This window comes from Cytobacillus sp. FSL R7-0696 (assembly GCF_038006865.1).
In the GTDB taxonomy this organism is placed as follows: domain Bacteria; phylum Bacillota; class Bacilli; order Bacillales; family Cytobacillaceae; genus Cytobacillus; species Cytobacillus kochii.
On record NZ_JBBOWA010000001.1, the window covers coordinates 1,864,655 to 1,889,800 of the forward strand.

At 37.0% G+C, this 25,146-nt stretch carries 25 protein-coding genes; 18 read left to right on the forward strand and 7 right to left on the reverse strand.

From position 1 onward, the window contains the following. Window positions 1-239: 239 nt before the first annotated feature. The 3 genes from MKX29_RS09755 to MKX29_RS09765 all read left to right on the forward strand — a co-directional run bounded on the left by MKX29_RS09755 (window position 240) and on the right by MKX29_RS09765 (window position 3,020). Window positions 240-596, forward strand: a complete 357-nt coding sequence (locus MKX29_RS09755; protein ID WP_341105253.1) for a cupin domain-containing protein — start codon at window positions 240-242, stop codon at window positions 594-596. A 248-nt stretch (window positions 597-844) separates the two neighbouring features. After that, the gene (locus MKX29_RS09760) at window positions 845-1,117 is read left to right on the forward strand and encodes a GNAT family N-acetyltransferase (protein ID WP_224936913.1); all 273 of its coding nucleotides are present in this window, start codon (window positions 845-847) and stop codon (window positions 1,115-1,117) included. Between the two features lie 532 nt (window positions 1,118-1,649). Then, window positions 1,650-3,020: an alanine/glycine:cation symporter family protein gene (locus MKX29_RS09765; protein ID WP_095371414.1), complete on the forward strand. Its 1,371-nt coding sequence runs from the start codon at window positions 1,650-1,652 to the stop codon at window positions 3,018-3,020. A gap of 93 nt (window positions 3,021-3,113) precedes the next feature. On the opposite strand, the gene MKX29_RS09770 is transcribed toward MKX29_RS09765, so the two are convergent. Then, a complete protein-coding gene (locus tag MKX29_RS09770) occupies window positions 3,114-3,875 on the reverse strand; it encodes an STAS domain-containing protein (protein WP_224936912.1) in 762 nt (253 codons plus the stop codon). 183 nt (window positions 3,876-4,058) lie between these two features. Between MKX29_RS09770 and MKX29_RS09775 the strand changes: the two genes are divergently transcribed. After that, on the forward strand, window positions 4,059-4,883 hold the full coding sequence (locus MKX29_RS09775; RefSeq protein ID WP_095371416.1) for a methyl-accepting chemotaxis protein: 825 nt from the start codon (window positions 4,059-4,061) through the stop codon (window positions 4,881-4,883). 159 nt (window positions 4,884-5,042) lie between these two features. Here the strand turns inward: MKX29_RS09775 and MKX29_RS09780 are convergent, their stop codons facing one another. Beyond that, window positions 5,043-6,131 carry a CdaR family transcriptional regulator gene (locus tag MKX29_RS09780; protein WP_095371417.1) on the reverse strand — a complete coding sequence of 363 codons (1,089 nt, stop codon included), beginning with the start codon at window positions 6,129-6,131 and terminating at the stop codon, window positions 5,043-5,045. A 185-nt stretch (window positions 6,132-6,316) separates the two neighbouring features. Here MKX29_RS09780 and MKX29_RS09785 point away from each other — a divergent pair, with 185 nt between their 5' ends. The 3 genes from MKX29_RS09785 (at window position 6,317) to MKX29_RS09795 (ending at window position 10,489) form a co-directional block, all read left to right on the forward strand. Next, window positions 6,317-7,453 carry a glycerate kinase gene (locus tag MKX29_RS09785; protein WP_341105256.1) on the forward strand — a complete coding sequence of 379 codons (1,137 nt, stop codon included), beginning with the start codon at window positions 6,317-6,319 and terminating at the stop codon, window positions 7,451-7,453. A 23-nt stretch (window positions 7,454-7,476) separates the two neighbouring features. Beyond that, entirely contained in the window at window positions 7,477-8,823 is a 1,347-nt protein-coding gene (locus tag MKX29_RS09790) for a GntP family permease (protein ID WP_224936910.1), read from the forward strand. Between the two features lie 107 nt (window positions 8,824-8,930). Continuing rightward, a protein-coding gene (locus MKX29_RS09795) for an IS3 family transposase (RefSeq protein ID WP_224939358.1) occupies window positions 8,931-10,489 on the forward strand; the annotation gives its coding sequence in 2 pieces (ribosomal slippage) (window positions 8,931-9,585 and window positions 9,585-10,489; 1,560 coding nt in all). A 139-nt stretch (window positions 10,490-10,628) separates the two neighbouring features. On the opposite strand, the gene MKX29_RS09800 is transcribed toward MKX29_RS09795, so the two are convergent. Beyond that, complete coding sequence (locus tag MKX29_RS09800) at window positions 10,629-11,537, reverse strand: LysR family transcriptional regulator (RefSeq protein ID WP_281202847.1); 909 nt, start codon at window positions 11,535-11,537, stop codon at window positions 10,629-10,631. A 222-nt stretch (window positions 11,538-11,759) separates the two neighbouring features. On the opposite strand from MKX29_RS09800, the gene MKX29_RS09805 reads away from it, so the two are divergent. From MKX29_RS09805 to MKX29_RS09835, 7 genes are all read left to right on the forward strand, one after another. Further along, complete coding sequence (locus MKX29_RS09805; protein WP_281202846.1) at window positions 11,760-12,308, forward strand: TetR/AcrR family transcriptional regulator; 549 nt, start codon at window positions 11,760-11,762, stop codon at window positions 12,306-12,308. A 185-nt stretch (window positions 12,309-12,493) separates the two neighbouring features. Further along, window positions 12,494-13,207, forward strand: a complete 714-nt coding sequence (gene pxpB / locus MKX29_RS09810; protein WP_341105262.1) for a 5-oxoprolinase subunit PxpB — start codon at window positions 12,494-12,496, stop codon at window positions 13,205-13,207. After that, window positions 13,204-14,193: a 5-oxoprolinase subunit C family protein gene (locus tag MKX29_RS09815; RefSeq protein WP_341105264.1), complete on the forward strand. Its 990-nt coding sequence runs from the start codon at window positions 13,204-13,206 to the stop codon at window positions 14,191-14,193. The genes pxpB and MKX29_RS09815 overlap by 4 nt, the downstream gene beginning before the upstream one ends. A gap of 10 nt (window positions 14,194-14,203) precedes the next feature. Continuing rightward, on the forward strand, window positions 14,204-14,968 hold the full coding sequence (locus MKX29_RS09820; RefSeq protein ID WP_251162410.1) for a LamB/YcsF family protein: 765 nt from the start codon (window positions 14,204-14,206) through the stop codon (window positions 14,966-14,968). Continuing rightward, entirely contained in the window at window positions 14,968-16,158 is a 1,191-nt protein-coding gene (locus MKX29_RS09825) for an NRAMP family divalent metal transporter (protein WP_224936904.1), read from the forward strand. The genes MKX29_RS09820 and MKX29_RS09825 overlap by 1 nt, the downstream gene beginning before the upstream one ends. Before the next feature lie 23 nt (window positions 16,159-16,181). Beyond that, window positions 16,182-16,970 (forward strand): putative hydro-lyase, encoded by a 789-nt coding sequence (locus tag MKX29_RS09830; protein WP_281202844.1) that lies wholly within the window; start codon window positions 16,182-16,184, stop codon window positions 16,968-16,970. A 12-nt stretch (window positions 16,971-16,982) separates the two neighbouring features. Next, window positions 16,983-17,648, forward strand: a complete 666-nt coding sequence (locus MKX29_RS09835; RefSeq protein WP_341105270.1) for a DUF3885 domain-containing protein — start codon at window positions 16,983-16,985, stop codon at window positions 17,646-17,648. A 146-nt stretch (window positions 17,649-17,794) separates the two neighbouring features. On the opposite strand, the gene MKX29_RS09840 is transcribed toward MKX29_RS09835, so the two are convergent. The 3 genes from MKX29_RS09840 to MKX29_RS09850 all read right to left on the reverse strand — a co-directional run bounded on the left by MKX29_RS09840 (window position 17,795) and on the right by MKX29_RS09850 (window position 20,566). After that, window positions 17,795-18,679, reverse strand: coding sequence for a M15 family metallopeptidase (locus tag MKX29_RS09840; RefSeq protein WP_341105272.1), 885 nt, complete (start codon window positions 18,677-18,679; stop codon window positions 17,795-17,797). Window positions 18,680-18,774: 95 nt separating this feature from the next. Beyond that, entirely contained in the window at window positions 18,775-19,884 is a 1,110-nt protein-coding gene (locus MKX29_RS09845) for a HAMP domain-containing sensor histidine kinase (RefSeq protein WP_341105274.1), read from the reverse strand. Further along, window positions 19,877-20,566 carry a response regulator transcription factor gene (locus tag MKX29_RS09850; RefSeq protein ID WP_224936899.1) on the reverse strand — a complete coding sequence of 230 codons (690 nt, stop codon included), beginning with the start codon at window positions 20,564-20,566 and terminating at the stop codon, window positions 19,877-19,879. The genes MKX29_RS09845 and MKX29_RS09850 overlap by 8 nt, the downstream gene beginning before the upstream one ends. Window positions 20,567-20,703: 137 nt before the next feature. Here MKX29_RS09850 and MKX29_RS09855 point away from each other — a divergent pair, with 137 nt between their 5' ends. The 4 genes from MKX29_RS09855 (at window position 20,704) to MKX29_RS09870 (ending at window position 23,966) form a co-directional block, all read left to right on the forward strand. Next, a complete protein-coding gene (locus MKX29_RS09855; RefSeq protein WP_341105277.1) occupies window positions 20,704-21,528 on the forward strand; it encodes a methyltransferase domain-containing protein in 825 nt (274 codons plus the stop codon). Between the two features lie 87 nt (window positions 21,529-21,615). Further along, window positions 21,616-22,248: a LysE family translocator gene (locus tag MKX29_RS09860; RefSeq protein ID WP_224936897.1), complete on the forward strand. Its 633-nt coding sequence runs from the start codon at window positions 21,616-21,618 to the stop codon at window positions 22,246-22,248. A gap of 129 nt (window positions 22,249-22,377) precedes the next feature. Then, a complete protein-coding gene (locus MKX29_RS09865; protein ID WP_341105279.1) occupies window positions 22,378-22,935 on the forward strand; it encodes a class I SAM-dependent methyltransferase in 558 nt (185 codons plus the stop codon). A gap of 314 nt (window positions 22,936-23,249) precedes the next feature. After that, window positions 23,250-23,966, forward strand: a complete 717-nt coding sequence (locus tag MKX29_RS09870) for a sulfite exporter TauE/SafE family protein (protein ID WP_224936895.1) — start codon at window positions 23,250-23,252, stop codon at window positions 23,964-23,966. Between the two features lie 84 nt (window positions 23,967-24,050). On the opposite strand, the gene MKX29_RS09875 is transcribed toward MKX29_RS09870, so the two are convergent. Then, complete coding sequence (locus MKX29_RS09875; RefSeq protein ID WP_341105281.1) at window positions 24,051-25,097, reverse strand: ketopantoate reductase family protein; 1,047 nt, start codon at window positions 25,095-25,097, stop codon at window positions 24,051-24,053. Window positions 25,098-25,146 lie beyond the last annotated feature (49 nt).

The following is a 25,146-nucleotide window of genomic DNA, read 5'->3' on the forward strand; positions in this document are numbered from 1 at the left end:
AAGAATTGTTTTTTTTCAGTATGGAGGAAATGGGGGAAGGGTGGTGGACGAATCCTCATAGAAAGGTATTCTTAGCTCAAATAAAGATTTAATTATTATTCACTATTTAAGATAAATCATTCGTCATTATTCCATTTAGGTTACATATAATGAAGCAATTTGATGTTGAAGGAGTGGGAAGGGTGTTTTGTAATGGTGAGAATATTATCTTATTGATTGTCTCCTAAGAGAAGGGTCAAGTGACACCCATTCAATGTCACCTGAATGCTTCTTCGCTCTTATATTGTGTACAGGGGCGAATAGAAGTATCATTTGTTTTACCAGATGTACATCAAATCAAGGTGTTCACTATTTCCCCCAACCAAGTAGTTAATATCCCCAAAGGATGTTGGCACCTTATACAAGCTAAAAAAGATAGCCAGTGGTTTAATGCTTTAGATTGTCCTCTACCTCAAACCATTTTTGCATCGCAGGTACAAGAGTTAAATGAGCATAGAATACTCACGTCAAAAGCACTTCGTCAACATACCGTAACGGCAATTGAAAGCGAACCCTACTATTATCATCATGGTAACTTATCATTTCCAAAAAAATAGAGCCATCGTTCTACCAGGATAAACAGGTGGGACCATGTAGGGCCCCTCCATAGAAAGCAAAGGTGAAGGCCGAACAAGTAGGATTTGCCCGTCACTTAGAGGATAAATACAAAGCGTAAAAAATACATATCCCATTAATCATTCGTACATACTATAATTAAAAAGGTACGCTGCTCTTATAACATGTACGGTTCGTGTTTGAGAAAAGCATAATGAAGGCCATCATATAAAAGAAGGAGGTGTGAGGCGTGGAAATTAAAAAAGCTAGCAATCGTCATTATGGTATTGATGATAGTGGGAAGGAACAAGGAGAAGTTACTTTTTCGGAAAGAAACGATCACACCATTGTTATTGAACATACATATGTAGAGGAAGAAGCGAGAGGTACTGGACTTGCTGAACAACTAGTGGATTCGGTTGTACAAGAGGTGAAAAGTCAAAACAAAAAAATTGTCCCAGCTTGTCCCTTTGTCGCTGCTCTATTTAAGAAGAAAGCAGAATATCGGGAAGTGCAAGCTTAAACCAAAAAAAGTAGGCGACCCCTACTTTTTTTATTTGCTTCAATCAGGTGATCCCTCCCATGTAATGTTCAAATTTAAAACACTATCGTTAGATATGATAGGAGGGTCTACCACTTATGTTTTTCATGAGGTGTTTGAATAAATACAACCCATTCTAGGTTCTTTAAAGGACTCCTATGGGGTAAATCACCTCTCCCTTAAGGCATTGTTCCCGCTTCAAAAGATTTAATTTTACAGTAATATATTCTTAAAACAAAAGTATTGGTTATTTGTTCGACAGAATTCATCATTATTTTGAAGAAAAAAGAGGTGATTCTTATATAAGAAGAGAATTATAGGCTAATAGTTTAGAATTTTTAGACTTTATAAGTTAAGTTAATTTTCTTACTATGATAAAAATTTAGAAAATGTTCAACAAAATAACGTGGTAATGCTTTAATTCGTATTTATTTTTTGTAAAGAATCTATTATAATATAATAATTCAATCTAATTGTTTATTGTTGTATAACAGAAGATTAAAGAGGAGGGAAAATGATGGAATGGCTACAGAACTTAATAAGCGTAGTAGGTAATTTTGTATGGGGGCCAGTAACCCTAGTATTGATAGTGGGAACGGGGATCTTCCTTACTTTTAGGTTAGGATTTATCCAAATAAGGGAACTTCCGTATGCCTTAAAGCTTACTTTTAGTAAAAGTGATAAAAACAATAAAGATAAAGGGGATATATCCCACTTTCAATCTTTGATGACAGCTATGGCAGCCACACTTGGGATAGGAAATATTACCGGTGTAGCGACAGCAGTGATGCTTGGTGGGGTCGGTGCTTTATTCTGGATGTGGTTAGCTGCATTTTTTGGAATGGCGACAAAATACGGTGAAGCCATTTTAGCAGTTAAATACCGTGTGACGAATAGTAAAGGTGAAATCTCCGGGGGACCGATGTATTATATTGAAAAAGGTCTCGGCTGGAAATGGTTAGCTGTATTATTTGCTCTCTTTGGATTTTTGGCTTCATTTGGAATTGGTAATATGACACAAGCAAATACTGTTGCTGGCTCATTTGAAGCTAATTTCGGGGTGAACCCATGGATTACGGGTGTTGTTCTAATGGTATTAACAGGATTAGTACTGTTAGGTGGAATTAAAGGAATTGGTCGAGTTACGGGGATATTCGTTCCTTTCATGGCATTATTTTATTTAGCTGGTGGACTTATTATTATCTTTATGAATATTACTGAAGTACCTCAAGCATTAGGTTTTATTATCTCTGAGGCCTTTAACCCATCCGCAGCAACTGGTGGTGCAGTCGGGATGGCCATTCGTTATGGTATCGCCCGTGGGGTATTCTCTAATGAAGCGGGGCTTGGTTCAGCACCCATCGCAGCTGCAGCGGCTAAAACAGATTATCCTGGTAGACAAGCGTTAGTTTCAATGACAGGAACATTTATTGATACAATTATTGTTTGTTCGATTACTGGTTTAACGATTGTATTAAGTGGTCTTTATGTGGGGCATGAAAATGCTTCTAGTTTAACGGGAGAAGCATTTGAATTCTTCTTACCTGGTGTAGGTAATATGCTTGTAGTTATTGGTATTATGTTCTTTGCTTATTCGACTATTATTGGCTGGTCTTATTATGGCGAGAAATGTTTTGGTTATTTATTTGGTGATCAAAATGCAGTGATATACAAGGTGCTGTTTGTCATAACAGTACTCATTGGCTCGGCTTTAGAGTTAGAAATGGTATGGGGAATTGCTGATATCTTTAATGCACTAATGGCCTTACCAAACTTAATTGCTCTCTTGCTTCTATCTCCAGTCATTGTGGCTGAATCTCGGAAATTCACTGAGATTAGAAAAAAAGAGAAACAAGAAGAGAAGAAACAATCAATGGCAGGATAAGTTGTTGTGTTTATTCATTGAAAGTTTAGCCTGACACCAAAATAATCATTTAAAAAAAATGCAACTGCTATCAATTAGAGTTGCATTTTTCCTTTATTTAGAAGCAATATCAAGAGCAGCTCTAATTGTACTAGCGGTTCTAAGCTTACTTGTAGGTCGATCGGCAAATGTAATTGATTTCTGTGCCATTGCCGGTTTGATTCCACATAATATCATAGACGTACCCATTAATGATAATACATTTGCTAGTTCAATAAATCTTTGCATAATTTCTTCATTATAAGTAGTTAATCCATTTACATCGATTAATAGGGTTTCAGCAAATGTATTCTCTAATGATTGCAATAATTGCGTTGTCATCTTATGGTAACGACTTTCATTCATCTCTCCAACTAAAGGGAGAACAGATACCTTATCTGTGAGTGGAATAATAGGTGTTTCAAGTTCTTCGATTCTCTGTAAGGACTGTAAATACTTTTGCTCGGCCTCTTTCTGTTCAGTTATATCATGTTGAACACCGATAAAAAAATGGGCTTCCTCCTCTTCCATATAAACCGAATCAATTGTTAAGTGATTCCAGAAAATATCGCCGTTCTTCTTATAATTTAGAACTTCACATTGTATGGATTCTTTTCTTGTTACTGCTTCTCTAATACGAGCAATGGTTTCATTACTTGTTTGCTCGCCTTGTAGAAAACGACAATTATTACCGATTACCTCCTCTTTGGTGTAACCTGTCATATCAGTAAAACCTTTAGAAGAATAGATAATAGGGTTATCATGCTGACTCGGATCGGTAATTAAAATACCAACGCGTGTATAATCAAGTGTCTTTAATATGAGTTCCATATTCATTTTATTCAGTGCTAACCCCACCTTTGGCAAATTTCCATCTATTTATTATCTCTTCCTTTTTGGCAAAAAACAAAGGAAAGACCTTTTTGTTTAAGTAGATGAAATAAAACGATATTCTGTTGTAGGTTTCGTTTATGTTTGATATGGGTAAAAAGAACTACTAGCGTATGAAAGGGAGCATGTATGAATACAACAATTGGTTTTCAGGAAAATCATCAAGTGTTAGATAATAATGAAGTGTTAGCATCACTTGAGAGAAATTTAGCCATGATTGAGTTTAATTTGGATAGAGAAGTGATATGGGTTAACGATAATTTTGCTAGAGTACTGGGGTATCAGTCAGGAGAAATGGTAGGAATGGATCATCAGAATTTCTGTACTATTGAAGAGGTGAATGGTTCAACCTATCTTGAGCTATGGCGTAATTTGAGAAGGGGAAGAAAGTTTCAAGAGAAAATCAAAAGAGTGGGTAAGTTTGGCCAATTATTGTGGTTAGAAGCGACATATATTCCTGTTATAGGAACGAAAGGAGAGGTAAAGGGAGTTTTAAAAATTGCCACGGACATTACTGAAAGGGAGCAGCATACAAATGAGATGATCTCAAAATTAAAAATGGCGCCCACACATCTTGTTGAACTGGTATTATCTAACTCTAATGAAAAGGTATTAGCTTTAGAAACGTTGAAACAACAAATGAAGCTAATCGAAGAAACATCTAAACTTATTCGAAATATTGCATCTCAGACGAATTTATTGGCAATTAATGCTGCTATTGAGGCAGCTCATGCTGGTGAAAAAGGAAGAGGGTTTGCCGTTGTTGCCAAAGAAGTTAAAAAGCTATCTGTCTCAGCTGATAATGCGATGAAAGAAGTAAATATAAATATTGAGAATATTACAGAGCAAGTCGTGAATGTGTATGAGATAACTGATGAGCTAAAAGATATTGTTTCACGGACAAAAGATGATATAGATGAAACTTTACAGTCGTTTGCGCGATTGTCTAATTAGTATGGTCCACCAGATTTCGGTTTTTCAAAGTATTGTATTTCATTAATTAGTAGATAGATTAGAAAAGCTCACCAGATGGCGAGCTTATTTTACTTGAAATCACAAATGGTATTTTTTACAAGAGTCAGAGAACATCCATCAAGTGAGGTATTTAACCAGTTACTCTTTATGCATTTGTCTAAGCCAAATCGCAAGTTGCAGTGTAATTGCATCGAGAGTATGCTGTGGGTTATATCCGGTTATTTCTTTGATTTTCTTTAGCCGATAAATGAGTGAGTTTCTATGGATAAATAAACTTTTCGCACATTCTCCAAGGTTTAAATTATTTGCAAACAAGCTTTCAAGTGTCTCAATTAGCTTCTCAGAAAGTCCATTCAGTACTCTTGTATAGTAGTAAGTTTTAGATGCTTCACTCAGTTCATTCAGTAATGCTTGTGCTTCAATATCTTTAAAAGTAGCAAAAATAGAAGACTCTGCACTTAATGTTAAAGCTGAAATGGATTGCTGATAGGAATGTTGAATGTTATTGACAGTCTTTACATTGGAACCCAACCCAATTCTTGCAGTAAGTTGATTTTCTTCTATAAATGAAATGAAACTTTGATACCGATGAATGATTTGTTCCTCTGTTAAGCCTGTATGAAGTATAAATTGTTGATTGATTCCTAGGAAACCAATCAATGTATTTTCTTTGGGAAAAAATCTTTCCACCCATTGGATGAAGTCATTTTTTTTCAATTTGGGCATATCTGTTTTAATGACTGACACTTGAAAGGGGGGCAAAAGATGAATCTCAAATAGTTTAAATCGTTGTTCAATCGATGAATCTTCAATTGAGTCCTGCAATAAATCATCGAATAAATGATCCTTCGCTTTTTGTTGCCACTCTAACTGATCTAAACTAAAGGATTGTTGAATCATCATCTCTGTAATCATTTTTACTAACTCACCAAATTCAAAAATTTCATCTGGGTCACCAGTAATGCCAATCACACCGATGATTTTTTTTTGAAAATGAATTGGTAGGTTAACACCGGGATATGAGTTTTTCCATTGTATATCCTTATCACTAATGGTGACAGCTCTACCAGTACGTAAAACTTCTGTTGCTCCCTCATGAATCATATTGATTCGATCGGGGTTACCAGATGCAATTATTTTGCCTCTATCATCCATAATGTTTATATTTCTATCCAGTCTAACCATGGTTTGCTTAACAATTTCTGCGGCAATTTCACGAGTTAACATATATGGCCCATCCTTATTCTCTTCATTTCGTTTGTTATATATCAGTAAAATAATATCACAATCTGTTTATAATAGATAAAAATTTAACCAAAATAATCTGTTTTTTTGTTCAATCATAACGATGACAAATAGTATGACACATAATTATAATAAGGATAACACAATAGATGTTAGGTGGCGAGTTTATGAAAGTAGTTATTGCACCTGATTCATATAAGGGTAGCTTATCGAGTGTTTCTGCTGCAGAAGCAATTGCTAAAGGTGTTAAGAAAGCGCTTCCTTCGTGTGAAGTTATTTCTGTGCCTGTAGCGGATGGTGGAGAAGGAACAATGGATAGTCTTGTTTCCGCAACGGGGGGAAAAAAGGTAAAAGTTAGTGTAATGGGTCCATTACACAAAAAGGTCGCGGCGGAGTATGGTGTACTCGGCGATGAAAAGACATGTGTTATTGAGATGGCGAGTGCCTCTGGTCTAGAGCTGATAAATAAAAGTGAACGCAATCCACTGATTGCTACAACTTTTGGCACAGGGGAATTAATTAAGCAAGCGTTAGATGATGGTTATCGTCATTTTATTTTAGCAGTTGGTGGAAGCGCTACCAATGATGGCGGAGCTGGTATGTTACAAGCTCTAGGGCTAAAAATGATGAACGATGCCGGAGATGAAATTGGTCTTGGGGGAGAAGCGTTAGGTGAGGTTACGTCTGTTCAATTAGACTCTCTTGATTCGCGGATTAAGGATTGTCAATTTCTAATCGCTTCTGATGTACAAAATCCGTTTATTGGTCCTAATGGTGCTTCTCATGTTTTTGGTCCTCAAAAAGGGGCAAGTCCTGAAGTAGTTGAGATGTTAGATCACTATATGGGTAACTGGGCAGATGTGATTGAGCATGCGACTAAAGTTCGCTTACATGATCGGCCGGGTGCAGGTGCAGCAGGAGGAATTGGTGGTGCTTTCCAAGCCTTTTTCAATGCAGATATGAAAAGAGGGATTGATCTTGTTATTGAGTACACTGGACTGAAGGAAAAAATGGTGAATGCCGATTGTGTATTTACTGGTGAAGGCCAGTGTGATTTTCAAACCGCCTCTGGTAAGACACCTATGGGTGTGGCAGAGGCAGCGAGAATCAATCATATTCCTGTCTTTGTTCTAGCGGGTTCTATTGGTAAAGGTATTGAAGAGTTATATGAATATGGCATTACTAGTGTCCACAGTTTAGTGACAAGCCCTATGGAGTTAGACGAGGCGATGAAGCGTTCAGCAGAATTGCTAGCGGATGCTGCTGAACGAGTAATGAGAACATTTATTGCGTTTCAAAGATAAATCCATTTTTAGGAGGGAAAAGAATGTTATTCTTCATCATTGCTATTGGGGTTTTAATTATCGTATTAGCGACAACAAAGTTTAAGATTCATCCATTTATGTCTTTACTAATAGGTGCTCTATTCGTTGGATTTGCATCAGGTATGCCATTTGATTTAATAGTTGAGAGCATTAATAGTGGATTTGGCGGTGTTATGACAAGTATCGGTCTTGTCATTGTGTTTGGAACAATTATTGGAGTGATCTTAGAAAAAGCAGGTGCGGCTTATCGAATGGCAGAGGTTGTGTTACGTATCGTGGGTCCAAAGAGACCACAGCTTGCCATGAGTATTATTGGTTTCATCGTCTCTATTCCAGTGTTCTGTGATTCTGGTTTTATTATTCTTAATAGTTTACGCCAGGCATTAGCTAAGAGAGCTAAAGTAACGATGGCTTCAATGTCTGTAGCACTAGCTACAGGATTATATGCCACTCATACACTTGTACCACCAACACCAGGCCCAATTGCCGCTGCGGGGAATATTGGTGCAGAAGCCTATTTAGGAACAGTGATTTTAATTGGTTTTATTGTAGCCATTCCTGCTGCTGCCATTGGTTATCTTTGGTCAGTTAAAGTAGCAACAAGAATTGAAGTTCCAGAGGATCGTAACACAGAGGAATTCGATTATGATAAGGTTGTCGCTTCATTTGGTAAGATGCCTTCGACTTTTCAAGCATTCTTCCCAATTATCTTACCTATTCTATTAATCGGGTTAGGTTCAATTGTTGCCGTTCTGGGATACGAAGGTTGGTTTGCACAATTTATTGGTTTCTTAGGTACACCAGTTATAGCATTGTTCATTGGTATTCTCGCTGCTCTACCATTATTACCTCAATTTAATGAGGAAACATTAACTAATTGGGTTGGTAAAGGATTATTAGATGCCGCACCTGTACTTTTAATTACTGGAGCAGGTGGAGTTTTTGGGACAGTAATCAAAAACTCTGGTGTTGCTGATATTATTCAGGGTTGGGACATTTCCGATATGTTTACAGGTGCGCTGTTCTTGATTATTCCTTTCATGATTGCTGCAGCATTAAAGTCAGCACAAGGTTCATCAACAACAGCATTAGTACTAACATCTTCATTAATTGCCCCAATGCTTCCGGTTGTTGGTATTGAAGGAGCAGTACCGCTAGCATTAGTTGTAATGGCTATTGGAGCGGGTGCAATGACCGTTAGTCATGTGAATGATAGTTACTTCTGGGTTGTTACACAATTTACTGGTATGAAGGTAACAGATGCTTACAAAGCTCAAACAATGGCGACATTATTACAAGGACTTGTTTCTATCATCGTAGCAATGATTTTGTGGGTTATTTTAGTATAAGAAGAAAATCCGAACAGTCACTCGAATGCTTTCTTTAGGGTGATATGCTCCCCTCTAGGTAGACAGATAAAAAAATAAAATCTGGCTACTAAAAGGGGAGTATATTTATGTCTAAAAGAGCTCATCCACTCGAAGTTAGGATAGAAGTAATAAATACATTAAAAGATGGTATTTTATCTGTAGCGGAGATAATAAAAAAGTATAAGGTTAGTAGAAGTGCCATTCGAATTTGGAAGTATAAATTTGATATGTATGGATTTGAAGGTCTTAAAGAATCGACATCCTGGAAAACGTACCCGAAGAATTTAAAAATATTAGCCATGAAGGACTACCTATCCGGCCACTATTCTTTAGAGGAAATTGCCAAAAGATATAAAATATCAGATGAGTCTGTCCTCAGGTTATGGTTGAAGAAGTATAATAGTCATAGTGAAATAAAGGATACGTCAAAAGAAAGGACGAGCTCTATGACTAAAGGAAGAAAAACAACTTGGAAGGAACGAATTCAAGTTGTACTTGATTGCTTGGGGAACGGAAAAGATTATCAGAAGACAGCTGACACTTTTCAAGTGTCTTACCAACAAGTCTATACATGGGTTAAAAAATATGAAGAAAGTGGAGAGGAAGGTCTTCAAGACAAACGAGGGAGGAATAAAACAGAAATTGAGTTAACACCAGAAGAAAAAATGAAACTCGAAATGAAAAAGCTAGCACAAGAAAATGAACGATTACGTGCAGAGAACTTATTCTTAAAAAAGTTGGAGGAACTCGAAAGGAGGCGGAAATAAGCAGGATTCGATTTAAAGATAAGTATGTCGCCATACAGGAACTACATAAGAAAGAGAATCTAAGCATAGTTCTTCTGTGTGATATCGCGGGCGTCACTCGGAGCGCTTATTATAAATGGCTAAGACGTCAACCGACTTCCCAAGAGATTCTGAATGAAGCTATTATGAAAGAGATGAAAATCCTCCATATACAAATGAAGGGGATTTTCGGCTATCGCCAAATGACTCTTCATTTGAATAGAAAATTTAATAAGCCACTGAATCATAAGAGAATCTATCGATTAATGAAAGTGGCTCAATTACGCTCGGTGATTCGAGTGAAGAAAAAACGATATAAACGTTCTATCCCCCAATATGTCACGGAAAATATATTAAATCGTGAGTTTACAGCTAATAAGCCGAATGAAAAATGGGTCACGGATGTCACAGAATTTAAATATGGTTCCTCCCAAAAAGCTTATTTAAGTGCCATTCGTGATCTCTATGATGGTTCTATTATTAGTTATGTTCTCGGGCATTCTAATAACAATGAACTGGTGTTCGATACACTTGACCTGGCGACAAAGCATTTAAAGGGAAAGGAGCCTCTCATTCATAGCGACCGTGGTTATCAATACACCTCCTATGGATTTAAAAGTAGGATAAAAAAGTTAAAAATGACTCATAGTATGTCTCGCGTTGGGCGATGTATCGATAATGGACCTATGGAATCCTTTTGGGGAACACTGAAATGTGAGAAATATTATTTACATAAATTTATGACCTATGAGGAACTTTCCAATGCCATAACGGAGTATATTCACTTCTATAATCATAATCGATACCAAAAACGACTAAACGGCTATAGCCCTATGGAATATAGAGCTATAGCCGCTTAGGTAACTTTTTATTATTTCCACTGTCTACTTGACAGGGGGCTGTTCAGGGTTCGTGTGCGTTCGGATTTTTACCCCTTTAAACCGATGTTCTTAGCCAATTTTCATTTCCTTATGCAGAGGACGTTCCTTTTCATAAATGTCACATCTCGTTTGATTGCGCAATAAGCTTATTCATTTCCTGGTTTAATGTTTCAAGGAAAATATCTGTCAGTCGGTTTATATGTTTTTTCTTTAAATGAACCCAGCCGTAGTGAACTCTTTCTTCTTTTAATTCTTGTATTTTCACCCCGGTAATCCCATCAATATGCTGAAATGAATAATCAAGTCCAATCGTTATCGCATTACCACTAGATACCCATTGGGTAATTGCATTTGTATGATTGGTTTTTACAACTAGATTTCTTTGGCTATTGTTATCAAGAAGCTGTTTGATCGTCTGATTAAGGTAAGCATCTTGATATAAAATAATGGGATATCTTGATAAATCTTTTTTTGAAATAAAAGGCTTTTCAGCAAGTGCGGAATGGGCTTGTACGCCAGCAACCATATAGCCTTCTAGCAGTGGTTCAAAGTGGAATTTATCTTCATTTACTTCAGAAGATGGCCCAACAACAAGCATACCCACGTCCATTTCTTCGTTGATTAGTTTTTCTGTTATCTCCTTTGGTCCTAACTCTTGAAGCTCTATGGAGACATTTGGATGTTCTTTCTTAAAAGAAAATACAGCGGCAAGTAAGGCGTTTGAAGGGCCTGGTATTGTAGAGATACGAAGATGCCCTTGGAGTTTTTCTGTTTGCGCTTGCGCGAATGTTTGAAACTCTTCCGTCATCTTCATGATTTCTTCTGCCTTTTCAATTAATAGAGCGCCTTCAGCAGTTAAATGGGCACCAGAACGGGAGCGTTTAAACAACATCAACCCTAGCTCGGTCTCTAAACTACTGATGGATTGACTTAATGCCGATATAGAAAGGAAAAGTTCATGAGCTGCCACAGTGAATGATTGTGTTTTTGCCACAGTTGAAAAATGTTTTAGTTGATCAAAGGTCATTTACTATCACCTAGTTTTTATGGATTCAAAATTAGTATACTGTTAATTCGTCCATTCTATCTATATATTTTTGAGCAGGTTTTTATAGAGCGTTTTGTGTTAAAATAAATATGTTATAGGTAAAAAGAATGTGTTTTGTTTTAATTAATTGAGAATTTAGAACTAGATTAGAGCAATTGTGTTTATAGAGAAAGTAAATAGATCCTAAAAAGGAGTAGAAAATTGAATGAAGCAACGAATAAGCAAGTAACCAAAACACGTGAGATTGTGTGTAGTGCTTTAATGGAATTGATGAATCAATTTCAATTTCGTGAAATAAAAATTTCAGCAATTACGAAACAAGCAGGGATTGCACGAATAACTTTTTATAGAAACTTTGGCACAAAAGAAGATATTATACGCATCTATTTACGTCAATTGTATAGAGATTTATTCAATATGAGGAAGAAACAAGATAATCTAACTATAGCGCAAATGATCCATATGATGTTTATGATCACAGAACTACAAAAACCAGTATTGAGAAAGCTATTTGCGCATGATTTGGAATACTTAGTTATGGAAGAATTCATTGAAATGATAGAAGAGGGGCTAGCGGAAGTATTCACTGACGTTGATATTGCAGAATACTTAATTCAATTTCAAATTGGTGGGTTCACCAAAATTATACTAAACTGGGTAAAAGAGGATTGCGAGAAAAATGCTACTCATTTTTGTAATCAAATCACGAACTTAATGAATCATTATCAATTAAATACAAAAAACTATTAAGCATTCATCAATAAAGCAACTCTAACAATCTTTATTATTGAAAGATAGTAAATATCGTTAGGGTTGCTTTTTATTTTTAATACTTTATTGTATTATTTAAATAAAATAATCTGTATAAATAGATTATTAGTATAATTGAATTTTTTACAAATAAACTGAACAGCTTAGATAAGGAGGGGTGTAAATTGAAATGGCACTTTTGTCCGTTGGGAGACCAAGCTCTTCTTATAGAATTAGGGGATCAGATTTCATCTGAAACCCAACAACAAATTCAAATGTTCTCGAATTTTCTCGAGGATCAACGCTTACCGTGGATGAAGGAATGCATTCCAGCTTACACGAATATTTCGGTATTTTATGACATTTGGAAGGTTAGTCAATTATGCGATAAAGAGCAACTGCCTTATGAATTTGTATGCGCAGAACTGAATGAATTATTAAAATCTGTGGATACACAAAATCGCCTATCTTCGAGGAAAATTGACATTCCTGTCTGTTATGGTGGGGAATTTGGTCCCGATTTACATGAGGTTGCCCGGTTAAATCACCTAACACCCGATGAAGTAATCGAAATTCATTCAGCTGGTGATTATTTGGTCCATATGATTGGTTTTGCTCCTGGCTTTCCATTCATCGGAGGAATGTCTGAAAAGATTGCGGCACCTAGGAGGAAATCACCAAGGCTACAAATTCCAGCTCGGACTGTTGGGATTGCAGGGATGCAAACAGGTGTATATCCTATTGAAACACCTGGAGGTTGGCAATTGATTGGAAGGACGCCAATCGAATTATTTACACCACAGGAAGAAATGCCAACTTTGTTAAGGGCTGGCGATCGCATTCAATTTAAGCCAATTAGCTTTGATGAGTATAAGCAATTGGAGGCTGAGCAGTCATGATAGAGATTAAGAAACCAGGTTTATTATCGACCCTACAAGATCTTGGCCGAACAGGATACCAGAAATATGGTGTAATCGCCAGTGGTGTCATGGATCAAGATGCGCATAAGATTGCGAATATGCTTGTCGGGAACACCGAAGAACAACCTACATTAGAAATGACATTAATTGGCCCACGCATTGTTTTTCACGAAGATTGTTTGATTAGTCTTTGTGGAGGAGATATCGGTCCGCAAATTAATGGACAGCAAGTAGGGCTGTGGAAACCTATTTGGGTAAATGCCGGAAGTGAGCTAACATTCGCTTCGTATAAAGAGGGCTGTCGTACTTATTTAGCCATTGCTGGTGGGTTTGATGTCGAGTTGGTCATGGATAGTTATGCTACTTATTTACGTGCACATATTGGCGGACATAATGGGCGCGCGCTTCAAAAAGGCGATCGATTAACTTTAAAAGAGAAGAGTAGCTTATCGAAAAAAATGATCGATTCATTAAAACAACCTAACAAGCCATTTGTTGAAGCAAAATGGCATATACCGGTTCAGATGAGAAGGCCCTCTAATCAAAGAATTAGGGTCATTGAAGGGAAGCAATTTTCTCTTTTTAATAAAGAAAGCAAAATAGCATTATTTAATAACCCTTATAAGGTAGCTTCACAGTCGGATCGAATGGGTTATCGCCTGAATGGTAGTGCACTCGCATTATCAGAAGAGAAAGAAATGATCTCAGAGGCTGTTGCTATGGGGACCATTCAAGTACCTCCTGACGGGCAACCAATCATCTTAATGGCTGATAGGCAAACGACTGGAGGATACCCGAAGATTGGACAGGTGGCATCCATCGATTTACATGTGTTGGCTCAAACAAAGCCTGGAGAAGAGGTGTTTTTTGAAAAGATATCTTTTACAGAAGCTCAAAAGCTCTTTATTCAAAAGGAGCAAAGGCTCTATGAGTATAAAAGGAGTATCCAAATAAAATATCGATAGGAGGATAACGATGATAAAGATTGATTTAAACTGTGATTTAGGTGAGAGTTTCGGTAACTATTCAATTGGTAATGATGAAGAAATTTTAAATTATGTGACCAGTGCAAATATTGCTTGTGGCTTCCATGCAGGTGATGCGACAACGATGCGTAAGACGGTGAAACTGGCATTAGAGAAAAAAGTGGGGATTGGTGCTCATCCAGGAACACAAGACTTAGTTGGCTTTGGTAGAAGAGAAATGAATATCTCCCCTCAAGAAGCGTATGATATTGTTGTCTACCAAATTGGCGCATTGTCCGCTTTTGTTCAGTCTGAGGGCGGAAAGTTGCAACATGTTAAACCACACGGAGCCCTTTTCAATATGGCAGCAAAAGACGCTCAGTTGTCTGAAGCTATTGCAGAAGCTGTGTACAAAGTCGATCCCGAATTAATTTTGTTTGGCTTAGCTGGTAGCGAGCTAGTAAAAGCGGGTGCGAAGATAGGTTTAAAAACGGCAAGTGAAGTATTCTCTGACCGTACGTATCAAGATGACGGTTCCTTGACTTCAAGGAGAGAATCAAATGCATTAATTACCGACCAAGAGGTAGCGGTCGCACAGGTCGTTCGTATGGTAAAGGAAGGGAAAGTAGCGTCTGTAAGTGGCAAGGATGTTGACATTTTAGCAGATACTGTTTGTATTCATGGTGACGGCAAACATGCATTGGCATTTGCTAAACTCATTCATGCGACTCTACAAAAAGAAAATATCCAAGTGAGACGAATAGGAGAAGCTTAATGAAAACACAATCAACTAGAAGTATTATTTTAGGTGCAGCCTTCCTAATGGCTACTTCAGCAATAGGGCCTGGCTTTTTAACACAAACAACTGTGTTTACAGAAAAACTAGCAGCAAGCTTTGGGTTTGTTATTTTAGTCTCGATTATCATAGATATCGGAGCACAATTAAATATTTGGCGAATTTTAGCCGTCTCAGAAAAGAAAGCGCAAGATATTGCTAATCAGGTTTTACCTGGATTAGGTTATTTCTTGGCCTTACTCATAGTGATGGGGGGACTGGCTTTTAATATTGGTAATATTGCTGGAGCTGGACTTGGAACGAATGTATTATTTGGTGTTTCTCCAGAATTAGGCGCTTTATTAAGTGGATTAGTTGCTATTGGTATTTTTGTTGTTCGAGAAGCAGGAAAGCTAATGGACCGCTTCACACAAGTGCTAGGGTTTGTCATGATTGGATTGATGGTTTATGTCATGTTTACTGCCTCTCCTCCAGTTGGTGAAGCTGTGACACGTACATTTGTACCAGAAACGATTGATATTTTAGCTATTGTTACACTAGTAGGTGGAACAGTCGGTGGTTACATTACCTTTGCCGGTGGGCATCGTTTATTAGATGCTGGTATTAAAGGGAAAGAAGCTTTACCACAAGTAACAAGAAGTGCAGTGAGTGCCATTGGAATTGCCTCATTAATGAGAATTTTCCTTTTCTTAGCTGCTTTAGGGATTGTTTCTCAAGGGTTAACTTTAAACCCTGATAATCCAGCAGCATCTGTGTTTCAACATGCTGCCGGCAATGTTGGCTATAAAATATTTGGTGTGATTATGTGGGCAGCAGCGGTTACATCTGTCGTTGGTGCGGCCTATACATCCGTTTCATTTATTCGGACATTCACCCATTTCATTGATAAAAATGCAAAATGGTTTACAGTAGGTTTTATCGCAATATCTACCCTTGTATTTGTTATGATTGGACAACCAGTGAAAATCCTCGTATTAGTTGGTTCATTAAATGGACTAATTTTGCCTATCGCTCTAGGTGTGATGTTAATTGCTGCACATAAGGCGAAGATTGTTGGCGATTATAAACATCCGTTATGGTTAACCTTGTTTGGGCTACTAATTGTCATTGTTATGGCATTAATGGGCGGTTACTCTTTAATTAATGGGATCCCACAATTGTTTGAATAATAGCTTGAAAGGTGTGAATAAGATTGAATTTAACAACAGTAAGTCCTGAAGAAGCACGTAAGCAGATTAGGGAAGGTTATTGGAAGCAGCCCACTGCTGGCATTGCTAATGGCTTTATCCAAGCGAATTTAGCTGTATTACCAAAAGAACTTGCCTTTGACTTTTTATTATTTTGTCAAAGAAACCAAAAGTCTTGTCCGATTATCGATGTAACAGAGGTCGGATCAGTTATACCAAAGTTAGCCGCACCAAACGGCAATATTATGACAGATATCCCTAAGTACCGTATATATAAGCATGGAGAACTTGTGGATGAGGTGCAAGATGCAACCGGTTATTGGCGTACAGATATGGTTGGCTTTCTAATTGGTTGTAGCTTTACTTTTGAAGAAGCGCTTTTAAATAATCATATTCCAATCAGACATATCGAAGAAAACTGCAATGTGCCGATGTATGAAACAAATATTGAATGTGTAAAATCTGGTATGTTTGAAGGGCCGATGGTGGTAAGTATGAGACCAATGAAAGAAGCGGATGCGATAAGGGCTATTCAAGTAACGAGTCGTTTTCCTTCAGTCCACGGTGCCCCGGTACATTTAGGAAATCCAGAAAAAATAGGGATTAAAGATATTAACAAACCTGAGTTCGGAGATGCGGTTACCATTAAAGATGGAGAAGTTCCTGTATTTTGGGCATGTGGCGTAACCCCACAAGCAGTGGCGATGCGGGCAAAACCAGAGATTATGATTACGCATGCCCCTGGTCATATGTTTATTACAGATGTGTTAAATGAACAATATGCAATCCTGTAAGAAAGGGCTTCTATGGAGTTATCAAACTATTTGCAGTCTCAATTTCCAGGATTAAAACTAATGCCAAGTATATATCAGCAATGGAACATCGGTATTCCTTTCACGTTCGCTGAAGAAATCTACCAATTTAACGAACAAGGTCAGTTAAATATGGATAGATTTGAGCTTGTTTATGAACAGGCAACAACCCTTTTTAAGGAGTTATTTGCTAGCGAGGATGAAGTGATGTTAGTGACTAATATGTATAAAATGGCTGAAAAAGAAAAGAGAACGAGAAAATTAAAGGTTTACCAATCTCATTTGAAGCAACGTAAAAAGTTGTATCAACTTCAGGTGGAAACCATGCCTTATCCTTTTGAAGTGGAGGATGCAGGCGCATACCAATTACAACAATTCTCTTTATTATGCCAGTGCCGAGACGTACAAATAGATTCACTTATAAAAGCAGCTGCTCATGAAGACTTTCCTTTAAAACCACGTTTTGGTGGTTATCATGTCAATTATCCAGATGTTTTCTTTATTAATTTAACGAGAGATGTCATCTTTTTCATATACGATGATCGTGGTTGTGAAGTCATTGCCCGCAATGTTCAGATTCTGAGACAGCTATATGAAAAGTATGGTAACTGGATTGATGAAGTCGATCGAGCAGATGTGGTTCGAAGATTGGGTTATTAAATGTTTATGGAGAAAGATGTATAATAACAACGGTGATGAAATCCTGCTTAATTTTACTCGAGTGGTGTGCATACTGAATTGTGCACACTACTCGAGTAATTTTCTTGTTTCTCATGTATTAGTATGGTCAAAGCTCTGTTATTTTTTTAAAGAGAGTAAGTAGTGACTATTACACCCTCTTTATTATCACCAGAAATGTGATAGTAATCGTCATCCGGTAAGGTAATAGTTTTGCCATCATGGACCGGGAAATATTGAATATGATAAGTTACATCACCTAATGTAAAGTCAATTGTCTTTTCTGTTTCTAGCAGTTTTAAATATTCCTCTAATACAAGATTTTTCTCATGCATTACTGCACTATGTGGTAAACCAACATAGCGGATATGCCATGGTTCATATGAAATGCCGGTAATATCACTTTTGTTTTCAGGGAATCGTAAAATAAAGCCATACATCCAAGCTTTCTCTTCTAACCATTGGGCTTCCTTTGCTTTATACATAGTGGTTGTTTGAGAACCGACATCAAGGGCTAGTCCGAAATTATGTTCACTATAACCAGCAGGTAGAGCGTAATCCGCCCCTTTTTCCTGATACAGCGTTTGTTGTGCGTCCCAGCTTCGATAGCCACTTGTTAGTAAAAATTGAAAATCTCCTTCTTTGTTAGCTGCATGTATCATATCATTAAATCGATATAATAAATCTATCGACAATTCGATATTAGTATCGATAAGACCAAACTCTTTCTCTAATTCATCATATTCAAATACGTTGACTACATCGTCTAGTATTGTATTTTTCTTCAATGGATGTACTTCATTAACAAGTAATAGCTGACCATCGTTTATCATATCTTCTTCTACAGATAAATTTCTATTAGAAGGTATGGGCTTGAAATCATTGTTTTCGTTCTCCTCATTGGCGTATTCAATATCATCCCTTAATAAATTGGCTTTATTCGAAGTAAGATATTGATTGATGGCTATTAATAAAAATAAAATGATGGCTAAAAAAAATCCCCACTTCTTCATACGTTTATTCCTCCTTCAATTCATAAAATTAAAGATAAAGAATAAAGCTTAAAAAAAAGTAGGGGTAAATATAAAGTTTTTCTTAAATCATCCCTTTAATGATTCAAAGTAGATGGATGAACGGGAAGTCTAATCTCAAAGCTTGTTTGTATGACGGTACTATTGACAGTGATACGACCGCCATGCTGTTCAACAATATTCTTGGCAATAAATAACCCTAACCCTGTTCCACCTTCTTGATGGGCGCGAGAAGGGTCGGATGTGTAAAAGGAATCGAAAATATAAGGTAGGTCCTTTTCTCTGATATCATCACCGTAGTTAATAATCTGCACAATCGCTCCTTCATCGTCTAATGAAGAGTGAATATCGATAAATTGTCCATCCACCCCATAGCGTATTGCGTTATTTAGGAGATTTTCAAATACACGTGCTAATTGTCTCCCATCTGCTTCAATCATTAAGGAGGGTTGTAAATGTAATCTTGCCTCTAAGTGATTCTTCTTTAGGGCAGGATACATTTCCTCACAGAGTTGTAATAATAACTCACTTAAATTAATTTCACTTTTGATAATAGAGAGTTTCCCATAATTTAATTTCGTTATATCAAAAAGATGATCAATTAATTCTTCTAACCGCCCAGCTTTTTTATAGACAATGTTTGTATAATGCTTTTTTTGTTCCTCGGTTAAGCTAGTGTCTTTTTTGATAATATCTAAATAGCCAATGACTGATGTGAGTGGTGTTCGTAAGTCATGGGCGAGATTGACAATTAACTGATCACGGCTTGACTCAGCAAAATCTCCACGCTCAATCGCCTCTTTTAGCTTGAGACTAGCTGTATTTAAATCCATCGCTATTTGGCTGAATTCATCGTTAGTAGAGATTATTGTTTCATATTGAAAATCACTGTTAGCTAATTGCTTTAAACCATGTGAAATATGACTGAAATAAGATGAAAATCGTCTTGTAAGTAATTTGAAAATGACGAGTGTAAATAGAATATATAGAATCGCAAAAATAATAAATAGACCCTTATTTCCTAATGCCCACCTGATTCGAGCTAAAGGATCATCGATGAACACAAACTGATGATAATAATATTGCATAAATGCAAAAAGTGCATAGGTGATTAAGCCAGCTAATATTATGCTAACGAAGACGAGTAGTAATAGTTTCGTTTGAAAATTAATTTTAAATTTAACCATGAAAGGCATAACCTACTCCCCAGACGGTTTTAATAAACTCGTTCTTGTCTTCCCCAAGTTTCTTTCTTAATGTGCGAATATGAACCATCACTGTATTTTGGTTGTCATAATATGCATCTCCCCATACAGTTTGAAAAATATGCTCTGCACTAAAAACCTTATTCGGGTGGTTAGCGAGTAAGAGGAGAATATCAAATTCCTTCGGGGTGAGAGAGAGGACCGTATCATATTTTGTTACTTTATGTTGATCAGGATCAATCGTAAGTCCTCGAAACTCTAAAATATTCTCTTTTGAAGCTGATTGATTATACAGCATTGTCCGGCGTAATTGTGATTTGACGCGTGCCACTAATTCCATAGGATTGAACGGTTTGGTCATATAATCATCAGCTCCAATGACAAGCCCGGTGATTCGGTCAAAATCAGATGTTTTAGCGCTCAAAAAGATAATCGGAAAAAGATAGTTTTGTTCGCGAATCATTCTAGTGACTTCATGTCCGTCTAAACGGGGCATCATAATATCTAAGACAGCCAAATCAATTGGCTGTGATTGTACAATTTTTAATGCTTCTTCTCCATCATTTACTTTGAAAATATGAAAGCCTTCTTTTTCTAAATGGAGCCCTACAAGGTCAGCAATTTCCGCCTCATCATCGGCAATCAAAATATTTACGTGCTTCACGTTGTACACCTCTAATTTTCAGTAAGAATCTCTTATAGTATAGCCGTTAACCCTGTATTCATCCAGCAAGAGAATGATCGTTGCTTTCCTTGAATTCTGTTATAATATGCAATATCTTTCGACTAGGGGGACTTTTTATGTATAAGGAGATTTTAAGCAAAATTGAACAGCCAGAAGCTTTTCAACCATCTGAAAAAATGTTTTGGCAAGATGAGTATATTGCAAAACAGCTTTTAAAAGCACATCTTAATCCAAACCATGAAGGAGCGAGTAGAGAACCGAAATTTATAGATGCTTCGGTAAGATTTATTTCACAGCTTATGAACAGTGGAGATAGAGTAGTTGATCTCGGTTGTGGACCAGGTCTTTATTGTGAACAGCTGGCAATGAGAGGCTATGCGGTTACCGGGATTGATTTCTCCGAGAACTCTATTGCTTACGCCAAAGCCCAGGCTAGTGAAAGGCATTTACCGATACAGTATCGCTTTGAGGATTATCTGAACATGGATGACGTAAATACGTTTGATTTTGCGACGCTGATCTATTGTGATTATGGTGCATTATCGCCAAAGAATCGCAAGCAGTTGTTAAAGAATATTTATCGCTGCTTAACTGAATCTGGACGCCTATTTTTAGATGTATTTACCGTTAATAAGTATCATTCTTTTGTAGAGGGAAAACAATGGTCAATGAATAATCAAGGGGGATTTTGGTCTGCCCATCCTTTCTTGGAAATCTCTCATAACAAAAAATATGATGAGGAAATTTCTCTTGAACAAACTTTGGTACTGACTGAAGAAACTGCTGATGTGTATCACATTTGGTATCAATACTTTACTAAGGAGCGGTTGATAAGAGAGCTCCGAGATGCTGGATTTAAAGTGATTAATGAGTATAGTAATGTGGCTGGAGAGCCTTACACTGATAGAAGCGAGACAATGGCTATCCTTGTTCAGAAATAATTTTTAAAAATATTCTATTTCTTTTCTTGCGAGAGGAGTACAATGGAAGTAATTTTAATACATGTATTGGTTGAGGGGGAAGATTAGATGTTTGGCATCACAAGTTTTACGGTGTTTTTAGCCGCCGCGATTATTATGAATATTACCCCTGGGACAGATACGATGTATATTGTCTCACGGAGTGTCTCACAAGGTAAGAAGGCAGGGTTATACTCTGTTCTTGGTATATCTACAGGAGCAATGGTGCATACATTTTTAGCTGCTATCGGATTATCTCTTATTCTTACAACCTCAGTCATTTTATTTACTATTGTAAAGATGATTGGTGCGGCGTATTTAATTTATCTTGGCGTACGTATGGTCATTCAAAAATCCTCACAATTTGAAGTTAAAAAGACGAAACCTTTAACTGCAAGGAAAGTGTTTGCTCAAGGTTTACTAACCAATCTAACCAATCCAAAAGTGGCGCTTTTCTATATTTCATTTCTACCCCAATTTATATCTGTAGACAATGGATATGGCCCACTTCCTTTTATCATCCTTGGTATGACCTATGTTGTAACAGGAACCATTTGGTGTTCGATAGTCGCGCTTTTTGCCTCTACAACAACGAAAAAACTTAGAAATAATCCTAAAGCAGAATTTATTATTAATAAGGTAACGGGCATGATCTTTGTCGGCTTAGGTATTAAGCTTCTCCAAACAAAGGCATCCTCATAAAGAAAGGAGCAGAACAAACTCTGCTCCGTTTTTTCATCCATTACAATATTCCCCATTTACAAAGAAGATTAAATAAATTATAGTTATTAAAGAGTGTTTATATCTATAATTAAAAAGGGGTTATTACTTATGAATGAAAAAGTAAAAAGAAAGATTAGTCATCTTGAAAATATTAATCGTTTTTCAGCTGAGGAATTATTTCAATACCTCCCCCTCAATCATAGTGACGTCGTATTAGATATAGGAGCTGGTGCAGGATACGTAGCACTACCTATAGCAGAAAGGGTAGATTTGGTTTATGCACTTGATTTGGATGAGGAAATTTTAAACTATTTGCAGCTAACAGCAGAGAAGAGAGGGATCACAAATATTCAGCCCGTAATAGCTAATTTTAAAGACATACCATTAGCAGATGAACAAGTAGATATTGCGATCGCTTCAATCTCGCTACATGAAGTAAAACCATTATCCGCTGTACTAGAAGAAATCAAGCGTACCTTAAAATCTCGAGGTACATTCTTATGCATTGATATTGAAAAAACCGCAGATGCCAGAGGACCGAGAGTATCATCTGGGGATATGATGAAGGCAATGGAAGATGCCGGTTTTAGCGATATGAAAATGACCGTTTCTCCACAGAAATTAGGAAGTGAGCCGGTTTATATCATTAGGGCAGTAAAAAAGTAATGAATGTTTACATTTAAAGCAACAGTAAACTAACATCCATTACAAATAGTCGTATATATAAAATAAGGCATGATTGAAACGTGAAATATCCGTATCCAACAAAGTTTTTTTAAACAGCAATTCAATAAGGAAAAGTAGTCCTACATCCCTTTAATTAAGAGGCACTTTTTTCTTATCTTAATTAGATAAGTCCCCACAAAAATTTCTCGTTCCACGTGAAACAAACGGTCCATCTTATGAGGGTTTTGTTAGCTGAAATGGTAAAATAGAGGCAGGGGAGAAAGTTTCTGTAATAATGAAGGTGGTTTGCTCAATTGCTCATTTTATATATACTTCTTATTTTAGTTGCATCTATATTACAGGCGAGTACGGGATATGGATTTTCTATTTTAGCGACGCCGTTTTTACTGCTGTTTTTTGAGCCGATGGAGGCCATTCAAATCAACTTAATCTTATCTTTGTTTATTTCGATTGTCATGATAGGGAAAGTCAAGGTCGATGTTGATCAAAAAGTGTTAAAACGACTCATCATCGGCAGTATTTTTGGTTTACCTTTAGGGATGGTCATTTTTCTTTGGTTACCGCTTAACTGGCTAAAACTAGGGATAGGTATTCTAATTTTGGTTTTGACTGTGTTGATGATTGCTCAATTGAAGATGAAGCAAACGAGAAATAGAGATTATGGCGCTGGTGGGCTATCTGGAACATTAACGACAAGTATTGGGATGCCTGGTCCGCCGTTATTATTGTATTTCTCGGGCACCAAAACGAATATGGAAATTCTCAGAGGAACGACAATTGCTTTTTATTTATATATTTATGTAATCAGTCTGACTATCCAAATGGTTGTCGCCGGTACCACACAAACAGTTTGGCTCGCTAGTTTGGTTGGAGCTCCTGTGGCACTAATTGGCATATTTTTAGGACAATTATTATTTAAAGTCATGAGCCAAAAGTTTTTCTCAATTATTTCATACTCCATCCTTTTATTTACTGGATTATACTTATGTATTAACCAATTATTTCTCTAATGCTGCATGGGAATGAGGAGGGAAAAAAGGCTGGTGAGGGGTTCGATTTCGCACGTCTCACTCAGCCTGTCTTTCAAGTATGGATTAATGAATGGCAAATTCTTTGTTTAATAGGGACTCAAATGCTTTAATATTTTCATTAAAGTCCGGCAGTTGTTTTGTTTCTTCTGCTTGTTTGATCAAGCTTGTGACAAGATCATTTACTGGAGTAGATACTTGTAGGGCGTTCCCTTTTGTTGAAATGTAACCATTAATATAGTCGACTTCTGTTTGTAATCCTTTTTCTAAATCTTGTAGCATACTAGCTTTGAGCAGTGCTTGAGGAGCAAATGCTTGTTTAGCAACTTGGATGACCATTGGTAGGTTGCTCTTGTCTTCGCTAATAGAGAAGATACCTACATTTACACCCGCTAGTTCGCTAAATTGAATGTTATTCGCGTATCCAACTTTTAACGTTTCATCAGCTAACATCACTGCACTTGTGACAGCTGCCTCGTTATTCAAAATATCTCCATATGTACAACCTAGTGCTGCCGACATACCGCTCATCGCTACATTAACAAGAAGTTTGGACCATTTTGTACCGATAAGATTATTTGACACGATTGTGCCACCGACATCTTCAAGAACGGTTTTTACTTGATTCACGCGATCAGTAATCTGTGCGTCTAACTCACCAATTTGAAACGCGTGAGCAGAGAATGCCTCTTTGTCTGATGTTAATTGTGATACACCTGGTTTTACCCAAGTTGCACCAAACTCAACAGAACCACCAATAATGTTGGATGAACCAAGTGATTCTACTAAACTTTCTTCTGGAACACCATTTTGTAAAGAGAGTAATATGCTTGCTTCGTTCATATGCGCTTGTAATTGTAGGAGCACTGATTCATTGTATACTTGCTTTGTTAAAAGTAAGACAAGGTCATAAATGCCATTCATTTCTTGTGGCGTGATGGCTTTTACAGAAGCCTGCAAGTTTACAGTCCCCACAACTGTTGCGCCGTTACTGTTTAAGGCATTGATATGATCAGTATTCACATCGATGCATTCCACATGATGTGTTCCTTTTGATAAGTGTGCCCCAATAATCGTCCCTAAAGACCCTGTTCCCATGATCGCAATTCTCATTATGTATCCTCCTAAAATATTTAGCTATAAAGCACTAACATAATAGTTA

What these genes read in the sequence shown, in the direction of transcription:
- MKX29_RS09765 (WP_095371414.1), top strand. Translation starts at nt 1,650, where the DNA reads ATGATGGAATGGCTACAGAACTTAATAAGCGTAGTAGGTAATTTTGTA.
- MKX29_RS09770 (WP_224936912.1), bottom strand. Translation starts at nt 3,875, where the DNA reads ATGAATATGGAACTCATATTAAAGACACTTGATTATACACGCGTTGGT.
- MKX29_RS09775 (WP_095371416.1), top strand. Translation starts at nt 4,059, where the DNA reads ATGAATACAACAATTGGTTTTCAGGAAAATCATCAAGTGTTAGATAAT.
- MKX29_RS09780 (WP_095371417.1), bottom strand. Translation starts at nt 6,131, where the DNA reads ATGTTAACTCGTGAAATTGCCGCAGAAATTGTTAAGCAAACCATGGTT.
- MKX29_RS09785 (WP_341105256.1), top strand. Translation starts at nt 6,317, where the DNA reads ATGAAAGTAGTTATTGCACCTGATTCATATAAGGGTAGCTTATCGAGT.
- MKX29_RS09790 (WP_224936910.1), top strand. Translation starts at nt 7,477, where the DNA reads ATGTTATTCTTCATCATTGCTATTGGGGTTTTAATTATCGTATTAGCG.
- MKX29_RS09800 (WP_281202847.1), bottom strand. Translation starts at nt 11,537, where the DNA reads ATGACCTTTGATCAACTAAAACATTTTTCAACTGTGGCAAAAACACAA.
- MKX29_RS09815 (WP_341105264.1), top strand. Translation starts at nt 13,204, where the DNA reads ATGATAGAGATTAAGAAACCAGGTTTATTATCGACCCTACAAGATCTT.
- MKX29_RS09820 (WP_251162410.1), top strand. Translation starts at nt 14,204, where the DNA reads ATGATAAAGATTGATTTAAACTGTGATTTAGGTGAGAGTTTCGGTAAC.
- MKX29_RS09825 (WP_224936904.1), top strand. Translation starts at nt 14,968, where the DNA reads ATGAAAACACAATCAACTAGAAGTATTATTTTAGGTGCAGCCTTCCTA.
- MKX29_RS09835 (WP_341105270.1), top strand. Translation starts at nt 16,983, where the DNA reads ATGGAGTTATCAAACTATTTGCAGTCTCAATTTCCAGGATTAAAACTA.
- MKX29_RS09840 (WP_341105272.1), bottom strand. Translation starts at nt 18,679, where the DNA reads ATGAAGAAGTGGGGATTTTTTTTAGCCATCATTTTATTTTTATTAATA.
- MKX29_RS09845 (WP_341105274.1), bottom strand. Translation starts at nt 19,884, where the DNA reads ATGGTTAAATTTAAAATTAATTTTCAAACGAAACTATTACTACTCGTC.
- MKX29_RS09855 (WP_341105277.1), top strand. Translation starts at nt 20,704, where the DNA reads ATGTATAAGGAGATTTTAAGCAAAATTGAACAGCCAGAAGCTTTTCAA.
- MKX29_RS09860 (WP_224936897.1), top strand. Translation starts at nt 21,616, where the DNA reads ATGTTTGGCATCACAAGTTTTACGGTGTTTTTAGCCGCCGCGATTATT.
- MKX29_RS09865 (WP_341105279.1), top strand. Translation starts at nt 22,378, where the DNA reads ATGAATGAAAAAGTAAAAAGAAAGATTAGTCATCTTGAAAATATTAAT.
- MKX29_RS09875 (WP_341105281.1), bottom strand. Translation starts at nt 25,097, where the DNA reads ATGAGAATTGCGATCATGGGAACAGGGTCTTTAGGGACGATTATTGGG.